Source organism: Butyrivibrio sp. (genome assembly GCF_017635265.1).
In the GTDB taxonomy this organism is placed as follows: Bacteria; Bacillota; Clostridia; order Lachnospirales; family Lachnospiraceae; genus Butyrivibrio.
On the sequence record NZ_JAGBLU010000106.1, the window covers coordinates 1 to 16,825 of the forward strand.

The following is a 16,825-nucleotide window of genomic DNA, read 5'->3' on the forward strand; positions in this document are numbered from 1 at the left end:
AAAGTACGCCATTTTTAGGGCAATTCTTCTCAATCGATCCCATATCTTCCAATCTTTTAGGATAGTATTAACTTTTCAAGGTTCAATCGGGCGGATCCCGTTATTTATGCTCTAAATGCACTTCAATTCCGAAAGGCTATGTACTTCTGCCCTATGAGGTAAAAAATCAGTACAGGGAGTACACTAAGGAGCAGTCCTGCCATCATTGGAGCGTACTCTGCAGAATGGTTAGTAAGGAATGTCTTGATGGAGATAGCCAGTGTCTTGGTATCTGTCTTAGTAAGAAATAAACTGGACATCAAGAAGTCGTTCCACACACCCATAGCAACAAATACCGTAACAGTTATGATTATTGGTTTTAAAAGTGGCATTATAATATTGAAAAAAGTCTTTGTAAAACTGCACCCATCAATAAGAGCTGCTTCATCAAGTTCCCGTGGAATCCCCTCTACAAATCCTGAATAAAGAAATACCGCAAATGGTATGTTTAATCCAACTGCCACATATGCAACCATTAGAAGGTTATTTGAAAAACCAAGTATTCCCGCATATATTCTGACAAGAGGAATCATATAAACCTGAAATGGTGCCACCATTGAAGCAAGAAAAGCCATAAAGATTATCTTATTTATCTTCCATTTCTTTCTTGCAAACAAATATCCTGTCATGGATGAAAGAATCATATTTATCACTACTGCTGTTACTGTGATAAATGCAGTATTTGCCAGCGATTTAAAGAAATTCATCCTGTCTATTGCTGTTACAAAATTTTCAAAACTAAGATATCCCGGTAGTGCAAATGGATTTCTGATAAAATCTGCAGTTGACTTAAATGAGTTAACTACCAGCATATAAAAGGGAACCATGAAGAATATTAGTATTATCAAGGTTATAGCAAAAACAATGCTCTTTTTTCTGCGTTCTGAGCTCATGCATCAACCCTCCCTCTTCTGGTAAAGTATACCTGTAATAATGAAATGACAGAGACGATAACAAAAAGAATGATCGCCTGAGCCTGTCCAACACCAAAGTCCATACTTGTAAAGGCTGTCTGATAAATCTTATAGGCTATAAGTTCTGTAGATTTATAGGGACCTCCCGCTGTAAGGGACAGGTTAGTATCAAATGACATAAAGCATCTGGAAATTGCAAGGAATACGCAGATTGCTGTTGTTCCTCTTATCATAGGTATCTTTATCTGCATAACAGTCTGAAAAACTGTTGCTCCATCTACGCGGGCTGCCTCCATAAGATCTGCGGGAACGGCTGTAAGGCCCGCGATATAAATAACCATCAGATATCCGCTCATCTGCCATGCACTGACAATGATAAGCGCCATCAGTGCCCTTACAGGATTGGTAAGCCATGAAGTCTGCATCCAGCTTATTCCTGTGAATTCACCCAGTTTTGTAAGACCGAATGAGAAGATGAAATTCCAAATATAACCCAGAATAATTCCGCCAATTATGTTAGGAGTAAAAAAGCCTGTTCTGAAAAGGTTCTGACCTTTTATTCCACTAGTTACCACTAAAGCCAGAATAAAGCCTATAAGATTACTTAATATAACCGTAAAAAGAGCATATACAACCGTTTTCCAAAAAGCTCCCAAAAAGGCTGAATCAGTTAGTATGTTCTTGTAGTTTTCAATTCCAATAAAATTTATATCCTGTGACAAACCATTCCAATCAGTAAACGTGATAAATAATCCATATACGAATGGAATAATCACCACCGAGAACCATATGAAAAATGATGGAAACCCAAATAAAAGAAATTCTTTTATGCTCGTCACTTTTTTATTTTTGACACGCATTCTAATTCTCCTTGAAATCATATAAAACAGGGAGGGACGCGCCCTCCCTATCTTACTTTTTTAGATCAATATTCTCTTTTATCCTGTTTGGACCAGTACTCATCGATCTGAGTTGCAAGTTTTGTTCTGTCGCATGCACCTGAAAGGTATTCGCACATATAAGCTCCGCACTCATACCAGATATCTGATGGGCAAAGACTTGGTGTGCCATAGAAATCTGCTGTTTTTCCTGCTGAGATGTAGCTTGCAGTTGACTTACCAAGAGGGCTGTCAATTGTAGCCTGGCAGTTCTTAAATGGAAGGGCCTGTCCAAGGCGCTTTGCCTGAACTTCATGTGAATAGCTGTCAGATGAGATGTACTCAATGAACTTAAGACCTGCGAGCTGCTGTTCTTCTGTATTCTGACTTGCATCAATGCAATAGCCCTTAGCATAAGATGTAGGAAGCTGCTGATTTGTAACATCACCTGCATCATCGCTGTGAGGAACAGGCATAAGTCCAAACTCATCTCCCTCACCTACAAGTTCTGCCATGTATGTCCATGCCCAGTCACCCATGAACCATGTACCGCATTTACCTTCTGCAAGTGCCATAGCATCAAGGTTTACGTCTCCAACAAGCGGATCATTTTTGTTGTAGTTGTACTGTGCAAGCATGTCAAAGGTATCCATAAATCCATTAAATACTTCTGAATCTATCTCTTTTGTCTCTCCTCCAATAATAGAGTTAACGTAATCAACACGTGCCTTGGTATCTCCAATAGCTGCGCCGTAGGTCTGGCAAAGATAATGTGCTCCAAGAGACCAGTTAACGCCTGTAAGGCATGTTGCTGCAACACCGGTTGCCTCGATCTTATCAAAAAGGTCCTTTAAGTCAGATCTTGTCTTTATTGTACTTGGATCAAAATCTCCACCTACTGCCGCATCACATACAGCCTTGTTGTAAAGTAGTCCTATACCTGCCGCAGACATTGGAACTGCATATACAGTACCATTAAAAGTCATTGTGCTAAGGGATGCCTCCTCAATATTGTCGAGCATTGCCTCGCCGGTAAGAGGACGCATTCTGTCCTGGTTTTCCCAGATATTAATTGGATCCATAAGTGCTACTGTTGGTCCTTCATTACTTGCATACAGCGCCATCCACTGCTGAAGCTGATCATCGCCAGCTGCAATATACTCTACTGTAATCCCCGGGTTCTTGCTTTCGAAGTCAGATATCAGGTCCTGATACATATCATCCTTACCTGTTTCTGTTGTGTAAAACGAAATAGTTACAGGCTCAGATGAAGTTTCTGCATTTGTGGTTTCTGCAGCCTTCTCTTCAGTGGTTGTCTTAGCTGCAGTAGTTGAGTCACTACTCTGTGTAGTTGTAGAAGCTACACTTCCACATCCTGCAAGTGTTGATACCCCAAGCACTCCAGCCATCAGTAAACTAAACGTTCTTTTCCTCATAAAAAATACCTCCCTTCAATGTAACTTTAGAATAACAAAGTCATTGATGAGAGGCTTTCCTATTTTTGTCGGTATAGTTGTCAATTTTTATTCTGGTAAAAGCTCGGCTCTTTTTCCCTGTTTCATCCAGTCTGAAGGCGTACAGCCAAAGTTCTTTTTGAATGTTTGAATGAAGGACTTGGCATTGGGAAAACCATGATTCAGAGCGCATTCTATCAGCCTTACATTTTCATCTTCCTTCATTTCATCTACGCAGTGCATAAGCCTTACATTTTGAAGATACTGATAGAAATTCTTCCCCACATGCTCTTTAAACATCCTTGATAAATGGGCAGGGGTATAATTAAAAGCTCTGGAAACTCCTGCAAGATCAAGCTGCTCCATATAATTTTCATCTATATAATTAATTATGGACTTTATATTTATATCCCCGTTATCTTTGCATTGCTCCGAAGCTTTTCCCGTTATAGCGCAGCTTTCCTTCAACATAATAAGGAAATCAAATACAAGTTCCATCTTTTCAATGTCAGATTTTCCCTGTTTTTTATACTCGCCAAATTTAATGAGTTCCCGCCTTATTCTTTCCGCATCCTCTTCTTTTTTGGGATATTCAAAATACACGTTTTCTCCTATCCACCTGTCTATAAAGCTTTTTGAGACTTGTACACATATTCCCTCAAAATGATCACCGGGCTCAACCCAGTGATTTGAATGCAGAACTCCACTGTTTATAATACAGAAGTCCCCCGGCGAAAGCATCTTGTTTTCGCCATCAACATTGTATTTTATCCTTCCTGCTGTAGTCAGATTAAACTCAACATTTCTGTGCCAATGGAGTGAAGTAAAAATGTCAGTTCCATCAAAATAATGATTAAAAATCCTTACAGGAACCTGATTGTAAATAAATGCCTCACTCTCATAAAGCTGTGCCATGGTGTTCCTCCTTAGTTATGCAATAACTGCCGCATAATAATGCGGCAGGCTTTACTTATCCCATAATAGTCTTAATATCCACAGCCTTAGCCATTTCCATACCACCTAAAGTATTAGGGTGCAGGCCGTCACCAATGTTCATGTTATTTCGCATGTAGCCAGGTCTGTTTGCATCTTGCAGTGCCTTATCAAAATCAAAATAGCCGTCGTGCAGTTCTCCCTTTCGAATCCAGTCATTGACTTCATTTCGCACCTTTTCAAATTTTTCAATCCACCACTTAGGATAGTCATCATTCCCGCTTGGCATTATGGTTCCAAAAAAGATCTCAGCACCGTTTTCGTGAGCACATTCAATTATCTGCCTGTAACCTTGTATCAGATCTTCTGAAGAAATAGTTTCTTCTTTTTCCTCGAGCTGTATTGGATGCATAATATCGTTTATTCCAATAAGTACACATACAGCGTCTACATCATCAATCTCAAATACATCTTTTTCAAAGCGCTTAACTCCGGCCTCTCCAAAAAGAAGCAGTTCTTTTCCTGCTGCTTTCACATAGGTCGCATCATTTATGAGCCTGTTACCGCCAATTCCACAGTTTATTACAGATACCTTCTCAAAATACCCATTATAAAGACGCTTAGTCAGAGCATTTGTATAAAATGACATATGGGTAATAGAATCTCCAAATGCAGCGATAGTCTTCGTTTCATCAAAGGTAAGAACCTGCACTGCATCGAAGCCGATAAACATCGACTGCATGTGGATGTTAGGATCATTTTTCATGAACTCGGATATAATGTCGCGTGAAATCTCCCTGCCATCACGCTCAAGAGTAACCTTCGCTCCATCATCAGCCCAAAAACAGCAGATTGATTCATATATCTGCTTTTGCCCAAAATGAAGTAAAACATACAGCTTATCGCCGGCGCTGACTTCAAGCAAGGTCTCATCGCTAAATATCTCCTGCCCCGGCTCTAAGGTAACTACGGACTTCCCATCAACTTTTAATGCTTCTTTTCCTATGTCTTTCCCATTTCTGATAACGCCAATATAAGCCTCATCTATAACGAGATTTCTTTTGGCATACTTGTTGGAAAATCTTACTCTCACCTTGGATCCGCTTATGTTGTTATAGAAAACAACCTTCTGGTCTGCATTTTCAATACTTGCGATATCTTCGACATAATTAATTCTCAAATATTTAAATGAACTAACCCATTTCATATAATAAACACCTCCACTCTCATACATATTATATGAAGCGGAGGTTTGTCCTTCTTTTCAATTTTTGCGGAAGCTGTTGTCGTTTTTTGTGATGACTGATCCACGATAAATTATTCTGCATCTCCATCATAGAACGATATTGTCACTCCGCCAGGTGCTCCTGTGACTGTTCCCGTGATATCCGCTGTTTCCATCCACTTAAGTGCCTCTGAATCAGTGTAGATAATTGGCTTTGTGTGGATAACTCCGCCACCACTTATAGGAGCTGTCTCACCATTATTCTCTATAAAGATGAGGCAGTCTTTTCCATCGCAGTCTTTTCCCTCCAAAATATATCTGGCGGAAAGAAATCTCGGCTCACCTGCTGCCTCTTTTTGTGTATCCACACCGCCGGGGAGAATCCTGCCTTTGAAATTCTCGCAGTTGCATGAGCCATGAAACAGGATCATTGTTGCCTTGCCGTCGGTACCTTCTACGTTGAATATTTCATCAAGCAAAACATCAATTACCAAAATAGGTTTTTCCATCACTTACCCTCCATGATACTGTCCGGAATAGCCAGACTGTTTCGGCTTCCCTCAGGAATCCCTGTAAGGAAAGAAAATGCCGGATCCATCATTTTTTCCCAAGCTTCAAAATCATGATTACCTGTGGTCTCCCAGAATCTGTAAGGAATGCCCGCTCCATCAAGGGCTTTCCTAAAGCACTTCACCTGAGAGTCCACTGCAATGTCCCTGTCTCCGCAACCGATAAAGAGCTCTGGAATATCTTTTTTATCTGCCTCAGTATAGGTTCTTGTTATGTTCCATTTGCTCTTTTCATATTCTTCAAAGTTTCCGAACATATTGGCAAACTCAGCATCTCCAAAGCCGCCCTTAGCCGGATCGCACAGAAGCATATACGGATCTGTTGCCGGTGAAAAGGCCGCAACCTTTGAAAAGACATCGCTATATAAAAGGCCATTTAAAAGAGCTCCGTAGCCGCCCATTGAAATGCCGGCAATGTAGGTATCCTCCCGCTTGTGGGACAGATTAAACATATCCCTTGTTCTCTCAATAAGCTCTTTTCCTATAAATGTACTGTAGCTGGCATTTCTCTCAGGATGATCTACGTAAAAAGAATTCTGACCGTTTGGCATTACTATTGCAATGCCCTTTAGTTCAGCCTGTTTCCTCACTCCAAGCATAGTGATGATACTTGAATAATCACCGCTGTAACCCGGCAAAAAATATACTGTTTTATAGGGAGGTTTTGCATCTGAGCCAAAAGGGCCTCTCTCAGGCATAAACACTGCCATTGAAACTCCTTGTTTTAGACTCTCCGATAAAAAATGAACTTCTGAAAAAGACATACCTCGCTCCTTTAATTGTCATTTACTATACTTTCAGTTCATTCAGGCTTTATGCGTTCTCAAGAACCCATTCAATGCCCTTTCCGATGTAAGCATTCCAGAAATTCCAGTCATGAATTCCCGGGCCTTCTTCATACTTCATTTTTGCACCCTTGTCTTCAAGGAACTTTCTCATGATCTGGTTGTTTTCATATAAAAAGTCATCTGTTCCGATTGCCATATATACAGGAGGAACTGGTTTTCCATCTTTCTCTATCCTCTCATAAAGGACTTCCGGATTAGCATCGGACTCTTCTACCTTTGAAAGATCTCCAAATACCTCTTTGTAATAATCATAGTTTGCAATCTCATCTCTTGAATCAGGATCCATATTTGCAATCTGGTGGATAATAAGCGCTGATGAAAGAGCTACAACTCCCCCAAAGGTCTCAGGATATGCAAATGCGGTGTGAAGCGCACCAAAACCTCCCATAGAAAGGCCGCCTATAAATGTATCCTCTCTCTTATCAGAAAGGCCAAACATCATCCTGGTAAATTCAACAACTTCCTTTCCTGCATATGTGCAGTACTGAGTGCCTGTTGCCTTTCTATCAAGATAAAAGCTATTGCCTCCATTTATCATGATCACTGCCATGTTGTACTTAAAGGCTATATCTTCTGCTATTCCGTTATATTCCCAGTCACATTCATTACCTGAAAAGCCATGTAAAAGATACAGTGTCTTCATAGGTCTTTTGTAATGTGGATTATCTCCCATCATCATCACAGGAACATCCTTTGGAATAACATAAACAATGTTCACCTGCCCCATCAGTGCTAAAGAATAAAAACGTAATCTCCCTGTTGCCATACCTTACTTCTCCTTTTTAAATCATATTATGTGTTTTTCATCTGCCTTCTCTTGTCTGATAGCTCCACATATCTCCTGTCGGAACATATGTTACAGATACGCCTTGTCCAACAACTTCCGGAAGCCAGTCTGCTGCGTATTTTGCACCGAGCTCTTCCCAGTTAAAGTGTCCTATATTAAAGCATGCTTTGTGCTCTCCAAGAGAAACGGCATCTCTTATATATGATAACAAATTCCATTCAATTATCTCACCGGGAATTATCGCATCTATGTTTTCTTCCTGCATTGTCCTTATTATTTCAGTGGTATAGTCTGTGTAGTAACCATCTTTTTCCGAGGAAGGAATAAATGCTTCAGGATATATATGCCCTACCAGAGCAATCTTTTTAATTTTATCTTTTGCTCTTCCTATATATCTGGTTCCATTCATTCCAATCTTTTCAATAAGCTCTGTGATAATATCTTCCACAGTCTCCTCTTTTGGAAGATTTACAACATAGCCAAAAGGAATGCCCTTACCTGTTGTATCTACGCATTCGCTCCATCCCATGTACTTAAGAACACCTGTAAAAATGCCATCAGGTCTGTGAGCATGAGTATGGTCATGATCCCTGTAAATCACAATTCCATGATCTTCTGCCAGCTTTATCTTTTCATCATATACGTCGCACTTAAAGTCAGCCTTCCAGACGGCAAAATCAGGTGTCAGGTAACTTGTAGGCTCATGGACATAAAGGAAATTGCACCCAAGCTCAATAGTCTTTTTTATGACTTCAACTGTAGGAACAAGGGCTGTCACAATTCCTGTGCACTCAAGGTCAGGATTTCCACATTTTACCCCATCGCAGCCATTATAATCCGGCCCCAGATCTGGATGATACTCTTCTATCTTTTGAATAATCTCACTAATCTTCATATTTTCCTCCAAGCTCTATATTAAACAATGTATTTCTGCTCTAACTCAGCCTTTCACAGCGCCTACTACAACACCCTTAACAAAATACTTCTGAACAAAAGGATATATAACTACAATCGGAAGTATTCCTATAACAGCCATGGACATTCTGACCGCGTTACTGGGAAGTGATACCGCTCCCGTTCCTACCGCGATACTTGCGGCCCCGCTCTTTAAGTACTGAATATTATTCATGATCCTTATAAGAAGGTTCTGAATACCGTAGTACTGAGGCTTCTGAATGTAGTAAAGGGCATTTACCCAGTCATTCCAATAGATAAGGGCGGTGAAAAGAGATATCGTAGCTACTGTAGGTATTGCAAGTGGGAAGATGATCTTAAAGAAAATAGTAAGCTCACTTGCACCATCAATCTGAGCTGATTCTATAAGTGCCTCAGGAATGCTGTTGCTGTAATAATTTCTTACCAGAAAAATATTGAAAGCACCGCACAGGTAATTTGGAATGATAAGGGCCCAGATAGTATTCTTTATATTAAAAACCTGTGTCCACATCATGTATGAAGGAACCACACCACCATTAAAGAGCATTGTAAAGAAAACGAAGAAAGCAAGCGCGTTCTTATATTTAAAGTTTCTTCTGCTCATGGGGTAAGCGATCATTGTGGTGATAAGTACACTTACGACAGTTCCTATTACTGTAACAAGGATTGAAATTCCGTATGCTCTGAAAATAGTTGAGCCCTGCTGGATCATATATACATAAGCATCAGTGGACCACTTTTCAGGGAAAAATGAATATCCGTTTCTAAGAAGCGTTGTCTCATCAGTGAACGACGCTATCACAATAAGTATGATTGGTAAAAGAGCCATGACAGTCAAAATGCCGAGTACTATAGTTGCGACTGCCTTGAAATTCTTTGTATCAGATGCTCTTTTCATTTTCATAATGTTTTCCATTTTCTATCTCCTATATCTGACTTTTAGAACAATGCATTGTCGCTATCAATCTTACGAACAAGTGCATTGGCTGAAACTACAATTATGAATCCAAGAAGTGACTGGAATAGTCCTGCTGCCGCTGACATTCCTACATCATTAAGCTCCATAAGACCTCTGTATACGTATGTATCAATAGTCTGCGTTGTAGAATAAAGAGCTCCTGAATTCATTGGCACCTGATAAAAAAGTCCAAAGTCAGAGAAGAAAATTCTTCCAACTGCCATAAGTGTGAGAATGATAACTGTAGGCTTGAGCATAGGCAGTGTAATCCTGAATATCTGCTGAAGTTTGCTTGCTCCATCAAGGCTCGCTGCCTCAAATACTGACTTATCTATTCCCGCAATGGCTGCAAGATAGATGATCGACTGATATCCCGCATTCTTCCACATCTGAACAAATATGAGGATAAATGGCCAATATTTCTTTTCCATGTACCAGGCAATATCCTCTTTTCCAAGAGCCTTCAGGATAGTATTGTTGATAAATCCGCTATCCGAGTTAAGGAATGCATACACCATATAAGCTATGATTACCCAGCTCATCAGATTAGGTAAAAGAAGCGCAGACTGGAAAAACTTTGTTCTAATAGAATCTCCCAGAGCATTTAAAAATATCGCAATGGTAATCGCAAGTATAGTTCCTATCACAATAAAAGCCAGATTATAAAGTATGGTGTTTCTCGTCATTATAAATGCATCTTTTGTTTGGAAAAGAAATTTGAAATTATCGAATCCATTCCACGGGCTTTTCCATACGCCTTTTTTGTAACTAAACTTCTTAAAAGCAAGGAAAATACCGAACATTGGAATGTAGTTATTGATCAGTAGATAAATTATACCCGGGGCCGCTATCAGAAGAAGTGGACCGGATTTTGCATATTTTGTTTTAACTTTGCTTTTTTTCATATCAGACATAACTCGTCTCCTTTCCTGACTATAATCAGTATAAGGAAGACGAGCCGTCTTTTCTTTCAAAAACAAGTTCTGTTTTTTTGATTTTGAGATTTGGTTCTTCCATTAAAACTATAAACAATAAAATAACCGGTTGCTGCTACCAAAAGGAATCCACAGAAATAAAAAATAAGTGAATATCCTTTAATCCCAACAAATGCACCAATAATCGCCCCTCCAATTATTGGTCCGATTCCCTGACAAATATCTCCTCCAAGATAAAAAGTACTGGTAGCTACCCCGCTTCTATCTTTTCCGAGTTTAGCAACACACCCTGCCTGTAAGGATGGCTGAGCAGCCCCCTGACCAATAGCCCTTATTGCTGCAGTTATTAGTATTGATATGTATGTTGTGCTACTTCCTAATAGAAACATAGATATTGTTCCAAGAAATAGCCCCGGAATTACCGTGTAGCATATTCCTTTTTTATCCATAAGTTTGCCGGAAAGAGGTCTTGTTATAAATAAAACAACTGCATATACAGAGTAATATGCACTAATTCCCTTTATACCAAGTTCATCTGTGAACATTACAAGATATGAAGCTATAACTCCATTTGCAAAAGAAAACATTCCTGCTACATATGTATACGGAATTGCTTCAGGTGCTATTATGTCTGTAAATTTTACTTTTCGCAGCGTGCATTTCTTTTCCTGTTCATCCAAGATGTATGACAACGCTACTGCCAGCAGTGTCAGGCCCGCTGCTATCAAAAATGTTCCCTTCATCCCGATAGTTTCAGATAGAACCAGTCCAACACCTGGGGCTACAGCAGATCCTATAACCATTCCTAGTCCAATATATCCAATCCCTTCTCCCATTCGTTTTTTAGGAATCATCCTGGCAGCCATGGACATCTGACAGGTTCCGCTAAATGCAAATCCTATTCCATTTAGAATTCTGAATAAAATCAGCATTTGGCTATTAGTTGTTATTGCAAATCCCAAAAGACCAACACACATAAGAAAGTAACTGATTCTAAGAAGTTTCTTGTTGTTTACTCTGTCTGCAATAACTCCGCTAATAGGCCTACATATAAGTGATGTCAATGAAAACAGTCCTACGATCACACCTGCAAATGTAATACTTATTCCTATACTTACAAGATATTTTGAGAGAGTTGTTGCTATCATATAGAAGGAAAAAGAGCCTGCCAAGTTTATTAGTAGCAAAACCACAAACTGTCTGTTCCAAAGTCTTATATCATTTTCAACTCTCATTGCTCACCTAAGATTTTCTTTAAATTTTCTAATATTTTTCCTTCTCTCTCATTCATCTTTAGTAGATTGGGATGTATTTCTGATCTGCACTCCGGAACACAAAGCCTCATGGTATACCCCTCTTTGCCAAATGTTTTCCACTTTGGCATATTGTCCCCATTGGGATCACCGTATTTTGCAAAGTTTGACCAATAGCTCAACATAGTCTCAGAGAGTTTATAATCATCTTCTGTATATGGTCTCCAGGTATCATCAAGTGTCCCAAAAACATATCTGTTGTCACAGGAATGAGGGGTACCAATATCATCTCCCGGCTGAGGTCTGTCAAAGCAGTAAACATAAGGTTCTTTTAACCCATGTGCTATTAATTGTCTTCCAAGGAGCCTTGCCGATGGAGCCATGTCGTTCCCAAAAACAGAAGTTATATCCGGGTTGTAGCCTTCATCAACTGTTGTTCCCATTAGATAATCTACATTGTGCATATTACCTTTGAAAGCACATGCTTCGATAGATTCCGGCACAACATATCCATCACCATAGACATTAAAAGTATTTAAAAAACTTGTTTTAACAAATTCAATATTGTTCTGTTCAAGGTCCTGCCAGGGCATTTTTCTCATTTCTTCTATAGACTTGCATCCACAAAAGTGCATAAATTCTTCGCCTCTTACTTCCATCTGCTCTCTTGTAACTATCCCGAATGTTGTGAATAATCCTCCACCGGAATGCATGGCTGCGTGTTGAAAAAGCCCCTTTGTTAGAGTACTGCAACATATTGCCTGAACAGCCCTGGCCCCACCGGATTGACCAAATATGGTAATATTTTCAGGATCACCACCAAAGCCTTTAATATTTTCTTTTACCCATCTAATGGCCATGATCTGATCCATGATTCCGTAATTGCCACTGGCATTGTTTCCACTTTCTTTGGCCAGTTCCTTGTTTACATAAAAGCCAAAAACATTAAGTCTGTAGTTGATAGTTACAACTATGCAGCCTTTTTCACAAAATCCATCGCCACAGTATTCATAACAGGATCCGTACCAGGCCTGAAGACCTCCTCCATGGATATATACCATAACAGGAAGCATATCATCAGGACTATTTGCCGGAGTGTACACATTAAGATAAAGGCAATCCTCATCCATCTGCGGAGGATATGCATATCCTGGCGTTTTCGTTATAACATGGCCTGTTTCATCATGCATGCTAAAAGAAGCCTGCGGTGAAACCGGTCCAAAATTATCACACTTCCTTATCTTCTCCTCGTAATCCGGCTCCTGTGGAAATTTGAATCTTCTATCGCCAATTGGAGGTTTTGCGTATGGAATTCCCTTAAACAAAGCAAATCCAGCGGGACTTTTTACGCTTTCAAGCTTTCCATATTTTGTATCTACTTCTTTAATCATCTTGTCTTTATCCTTTCACTCCACCTACAACTATTCCCTTAACAAAAGCTTTTTGAACAAACGGATAGATAATTATCACAGGCGCAAGTGCTATTACTGCGATTGCCATCCTGATCCCCGTACTTGGCAGGCTACCCGCAGCAGCCCCTCCTTGAGAGGCTGCCTGAGTAGAAAGAAATTGGACATTATTGATCATGGTATTTAAAACATTTTGAATACCATAAAGATTTGTTTTCATCAAAAGAAAATACAATCCATTTTGCCAGTCATTCCAATATGCCAGTCCCACCATCATTCCAACAGTAGCAATTATTGGTTTTGATAATGGAAATACTACTTTATTAAGAATCTGTAATTCAGTTGCTCCATCAAGCTTTGCTGCTTCTAAAAGCGATTCAGGAATATTATTCACAAAAAAGTTTTTCATGATAATAACGTTGAAAGCGTTCATCATTAGATTTGGGACCAGAAGCGCAAAATAAGTATCGCGTATATGAAAAATCTGAGTCCACATCATGTACGAAGAAACCAATCCTCCATTAAATAGCATTGTAAAAAACACCATGAACAATATAATATTCCGTCCCTTCAAATCTTTCTTGGACAAGGGATATGCCAGAAATGTTGTCAAAAAAAGATTTACAAAAGTTCCTATAGCTGTTACGGAAATGGTTATAAGATACGCTCTCAAAATAACATTTCCGCTGAACAGAATGTATTTGTACGCATACAAACTAAAAACCTGTGGAACAAAAGAATATCCGTTTAGTATAAGTGTCTGTTCTTCTGTTATCGATGCCATAAACACCAGAAAGATTGGAAGAACGCTAAAAAGAGCTAGTAGGGAGAGGATCACATTTACAAATATTTTGAATGACTTTTTATTTGTTATCATATTATTCTCTCCTAAAATAATGCATTTTCTTTGTCTATTTTCTTTGTCAGGGCATTAGCTCCCAAAATGAGCAAGAATCCAAGAACAGACTGCATAAAGCTTGCTGCCGATGATCTGCCGATATCATTTGATTGCATAAGGCCCCTGAATACATAGGTATCAATGGTGTTTGTCACATTAAATAACAATCCATTATTCATTGGCACCTGATAAAAGAGACCAAAATCAGAATGGAACACTCTTCCAAGGCTTAAAAGAACTAATGTAATTATTGTGGGTTTAAGAAGCGGTAATGTTATCTTAGTGATCTGTTTCCAAATGGACGCACCATCCACTACTGCTGCTTCATAATAAGTCTTGTCTATTCCTATGATCATAGCGAAGTAGATTATTGTGTTATATCCAAAGGTTTTCCATAGATATACTATTATCAATATGTAAGGCCAATACTTAGGATCTGAATACCAGCTTATTTTCTCAAGTCCAAGCTTTTCAAGTATCCCTGAATTTATAAGTCCCGCATCTCCCGCAAGAAAAGCGTACACCACATAACTCAAAAGGACACTGGATAAAAGAAATGGCAACAGAATTGTAGTCTGATACACTTTAAGTACTGTCTTCCTGGTCACTTCAGCCAAAAGAATTCCCACGATAATAGACACAATAGTACCCAGAAAAATGAAGGCTAGATTATAACCTATGGTATTTCTGAAAATTATAAATGCATCTTTCGTCTTAAAAAGATAAACAAAGTTGCTAAAACCAACCCAGTCACTTTTAAATATTCCCTTGGAATAGTCAATTTTCTTAAAAGCAATTACCAGTCCAAAAAGCGGAATATAATTATTTATGATCAGGTACAAAAGTCCCGGCACCATCATCAGATACAATGGCAGATTTTTGATCGTATTTCTTTTTTTCATAGATTCACCTTTTACTTATTTGCAAGATATTCATCAAGCTGGCGCTGCTTTTCCTCTATGATTTTGTCAATTCCAGCACTCTCAAGTGCACTTAAAAATTCCTGGTATGATGCATCCATATCTGATGGAACTCCGCATTCCAAAGCAGGTCTGTACTGTGCCACTACATTTGCACATGCTGAAATCTCGTTTTCAACAGCTGTACTGTCAAATGCAAATCCAAAGGCATCCGAATACTCAACTGAATTGTTTGCTTCAACCATGATTTCGTAATAATCAGGGTCAGACTCAAACGGAATTGAGATTGTGCAGTTAGGCCATGTCCATGAAACTCCCATTGACCAACCGGTTGTAGTCATGTCTTTTCCGTCAATATAAGCTGCTGTTCCATCTTCAAGAATCTGATAATGAACATTCTCAACACCAAGACACAGAAGGTTCTCAATATCAGGATCAACAGTCATAAGATAAAGAAAAGCTGCTGCCTTATCAGGATTCTTACATGTTGGAGCTACGCAATACCACCAGTCAGGTGAAGTAACAGTTCTATCCATGATAGATACACTTATGCACTCAACTCCATAGTTGGTAGTAGAATAATTACCATTTGAAGCTGCGTCATAATGAATAGCAAAGCATCCCAGGCACTTTCCACTTGGGAGATAATCACCTGGTCTGTCAACCACATTAAGCGGATCATCCATTGTGATGCCAATCTCTTTCCACTTTTTGAAATATTCAACCATATTCTTGTAGTCGTCAGTTGCATAGTAGTTCACTACAGTTTTATCATCGTCTGCCAAAAGCCCTCCAAGAATATTGGGATCTCCCATGTTATCTACACGTCCAACAAAAGCCTGATTATTAAGTCCTGCTGAACTTGTTCCAACCAGCGCCTTATCGGGATAATCTGCCTTTACCTTTTCAAAAAATTCCGTAAGCTGGTCAAGCGTTATAGCATCACCATTCTGAAGTCCATATTTATCGCCTATTTCTTTAGTTGTTGTGTATACCGGAAATCCTGCGAAGTTCAGATATCTTGTAAGACCGTAAGTAGTTCCATTTATTTTTCCACAGTTATATACACTCTCTGTAATAGCTGCTTTCATCTCTTCTTCATATGGTGCAAGATACTCATCCAGTGCAATAGCCTGACCGTTATTTACTACACTGCTTAACGTGCTCCATCGTCCCGTAAAATAGATATCAACAAGATCATCTCCACCTGAGAGCAATAACGACATCTGTTGCTGCATGTTTCCGTAAATTATTGGAACAAACTCAATGTTACATCCGATTTTTTCTCTGGTAATCTTACTTATTTCCTCTTCAACTGTTGCCTTATCGGTTGGTTCATTAATGCAGAGTACACTCACCTTGATTGTTGGATAATCTTCAGGGTTTATACTTACATTTTCTACTGTTGTAGCAGTATTTTCCGAGGTTTCCACATCCGATGTTTCTGAAGTCCCTGTTGTTGATGTAGTACCTTGACTTCCACATCCCCAAAGAAAAGTTGACATTACCACCGTGGCTGATGCACAGCACAACCACTTTTTAAACTTTGTTTTCATATTCCCTTCTCCTTTCTTTTGGAAACCATCGCAGTAATCCCCTAACACGCTGATTTCCCGCAAGTTTTCTTGCTAATATAGAAAGTATATGGAGGATTGAAATGAATTATAATAACTTCAAAGAAACCTTGTGCATGGTGCACATTCATATGTTTTTATCGCATAAATCGAGTAGGCTGACTCCTACTCGATTTCGCACACGAACATTCCGCACTTAGTGCTCCATGTTCTTACGACCGGCAAATGAATTTGTATGCAAGCATCCATTCGCTTGCCGGTCTTGTGCAACAAAAAAGAACTGTGATTTTTCTCA

16 protein-coding genes are annotated in these 16,825 nt (G+C 39.2%); all 16 read right to left on the minus strand.

From position 1 onward, the window contains the following. Window positions 1-122: 122 nt before the first annotated feature. Window positions 123-932 carry a carbohydrate ABC transporter permease gene (locus J6O61_RS13165; RefSeq protein ID WP_292214116.1) on the minus strand — a complete coding sequence of 270 codons (810 nt, stop codon included), beginning with the start codon at window positions 930-932 and terminating at the stop codon, window positions 123-125. Further along, window positions 929-1,813, minus strand: a complete 885-nt coding sequence (locus J6O61_RS13170) for a carbohydrate ABC transporter permease (protein WP_292198776.1) — start codon at window positions 1,811-1,813, stop codon at window positions 929-931. Before J6O61_RS13170 ends, J6O61_RS13165 begins: the two co-directional genes overlap by 4 nt. 65 nt (window positions 1,814-1,878) lie before the next feature. Beyond that, window positions 1,879-3,267: an ABC transporter substrate-binding protein gene (locus tag J6O61_RS13175; protein WP_292214119.1), complete on the minus strand. Its 1,389-nt coding sequence runs from the start codon at window positions 3,265-3,267 to the stop codon at window positions 1,879-1,881. Between the two features lie 87 nt (window positions 3,268-3,354). Beyond that, a complete protein-coding gene (locus J6O61_RS13180) occupies window positions 3,355-4,200 on the minus strand; it encodes an AraC family transcriptional regulator (RefSeq protein ID WP_292214122.1) in 846 nt (281 codons plus the stop codon). 55 nt (window positions 4,201-4,255) lie between these two features. Then, on the minus strand, window positions 4,256-5,425 hold the full coding sequence (locus J6O61_RS13185) for a GDSL-type esterase/lipase family protein (RefSeq protein ID WP_292214124.1): 1,170 nt from the start codon (window positions 5,423-5,425) through the stop codon (window positions 4,256-4,258). A 110-nt stretch (window positions 5,426-5,535) separates the two neighbouring features. Continuing rightward, window positions 5,536-5,952 (minus strand): DUF3237 family protein, encoded by a 417-nt coding sequence (locus J6O61_RS13190; RefSeq protein ID WP_292214127.1) that lies wholly within the window; start codon window positions 5,950-5,952, stop codon window positions 5,536-5,538. Beyond that, the gene (locus J6O61_RS13195) at window positions 5,952-6,776 is read right to left on the minus strand and encodes an alpha/beta hydrolase (RefSeq protein WP_292214129.1); all 825 of its coding nucleotides are present in this window, start codon (window positions 6,774-6,776) and stop codon (window positions 5,952-5,954) included. Before J6O61_RS13195 ends, J6O61_RS13190 begins: the two co-directional genes overlap by 1 nt. A 49-nt stretch (window positions 6,777-6,825) precedes the next feature. Next, window positions 6,826-7,626: an alpha/beta hydrolase gene (locus tag J6O61_RS13200; RefSeq protein WP_292214131.1), complete on the minus strand. Its 801-nt coding sequence runs from the start codon at window positions 7,624-7,626 to the stop codon at window positions 6,826-6,828. A 37-nt stretch (window positions 7,627-7,663) separates the two neighbouring features. Further along, a complete protein-coding gene (locus J6O61_RS13205; RefSeq protein ID WP_292214133.1) occupies window positions 7,664-8,542 on the minus strand; it encodes a Nif3-like dinuclear metal center hexameric protein in 879 nt (292 codons plus the stop codon). Window positions 8,543-8,587: 45 nt separating this feature from the next. Continuing rightward, complete coding sequence (locus J6O61_RS13210) at window positions 8,588-9,499, minus strand: carbohydrate ABC transporter permease (RefSeq protein WP_292146025.1); 912 nt, start codon at window positions 9,497-9,499, stop codon at window positions 8,588-8,590. A 23-nt stretch (window positions 9,500-9,522) separates the two neighbouring features. Beyond that, the gene (locus J6O61_RS13215; protein ID WP_330601693.1) at window positions 9,523-10,455 is read right to left on the minus strand and encodes an ABC transporter permease; all 933 of its coding nucleotides are present in this window, start codon (window positions 10,453-10,455) and stop codon (window positions 9,523-9,525) included. A 56-nt stretch (window positions 10,456-10,511) separates the two neighbouring features. Further along, window positions 10,512-11,711 carry an MFS transporter gene (locus J6O61_RS13220; protein WP_292214135.1) on the minus strand — a complete coding sequence of 400 codons (1,200 nt, stop codon included), beginning with the start codon at window positions 11,709-11,711 and terminating at the stop codon, window positions 10,512-10,514. Continuing rightward, on the minus strand, window positions 11,708-13,120 hold the full coding sequence (locus J6O61_RS13225) for a carboxylesterase/lipase family protein (RefSeq protein WP_292214137.1): 1,413 nt from the start codon (window positions 13,118-13,120) through the stop codon (window positions 11,708-11,710). Before J6O61_RS13225 ends, J6O61_RS13220 begins: the two co-directional genes overlap by 4 nt. A 7-nt stretch (window positions 13,121-13,127) precedes the next feature. Continuing rightward, window positions 13,128-14,015, minus strand: a complete 888-nt coding sequence (locus tag J6O61_RS13230; RefSeq protein WP_292214140.1) for a carbohydrate ABC transporter permease — start codon at window positions 14,013-14,015, stop codon at window positions 13,128-13,130. A gap of 11 nt (window positions 14,016-14,026) precedes the next feature. After that, window positions 14,027-14,938: an ABC transporter permease gene (locus J6O61_RS13235; protein WP_292214143.1), complete on the minus strand. Its 912-nt coding sequence runs from the start codon at window positions 14,936-14,938 to the stop codon at window positions 14,027-14,029. Window positions 14,939-14,949: 11 nt separating this feature from the next. Next, the gene (locus J6O61_RS13240; protein ID WP_292214145.1) at window positions 14,950-16,512 is read right to left on the minus strand and encodes an ABC transporter substrate-binding protein; all 1,563 of its coding nucleotides are present in this window, start codon (window positions 16,510-16,512) and stop codon (window positions 14,950-14,952) included. Window positions 16,513-16,825 lie beyond the last annotated feature (313 nt).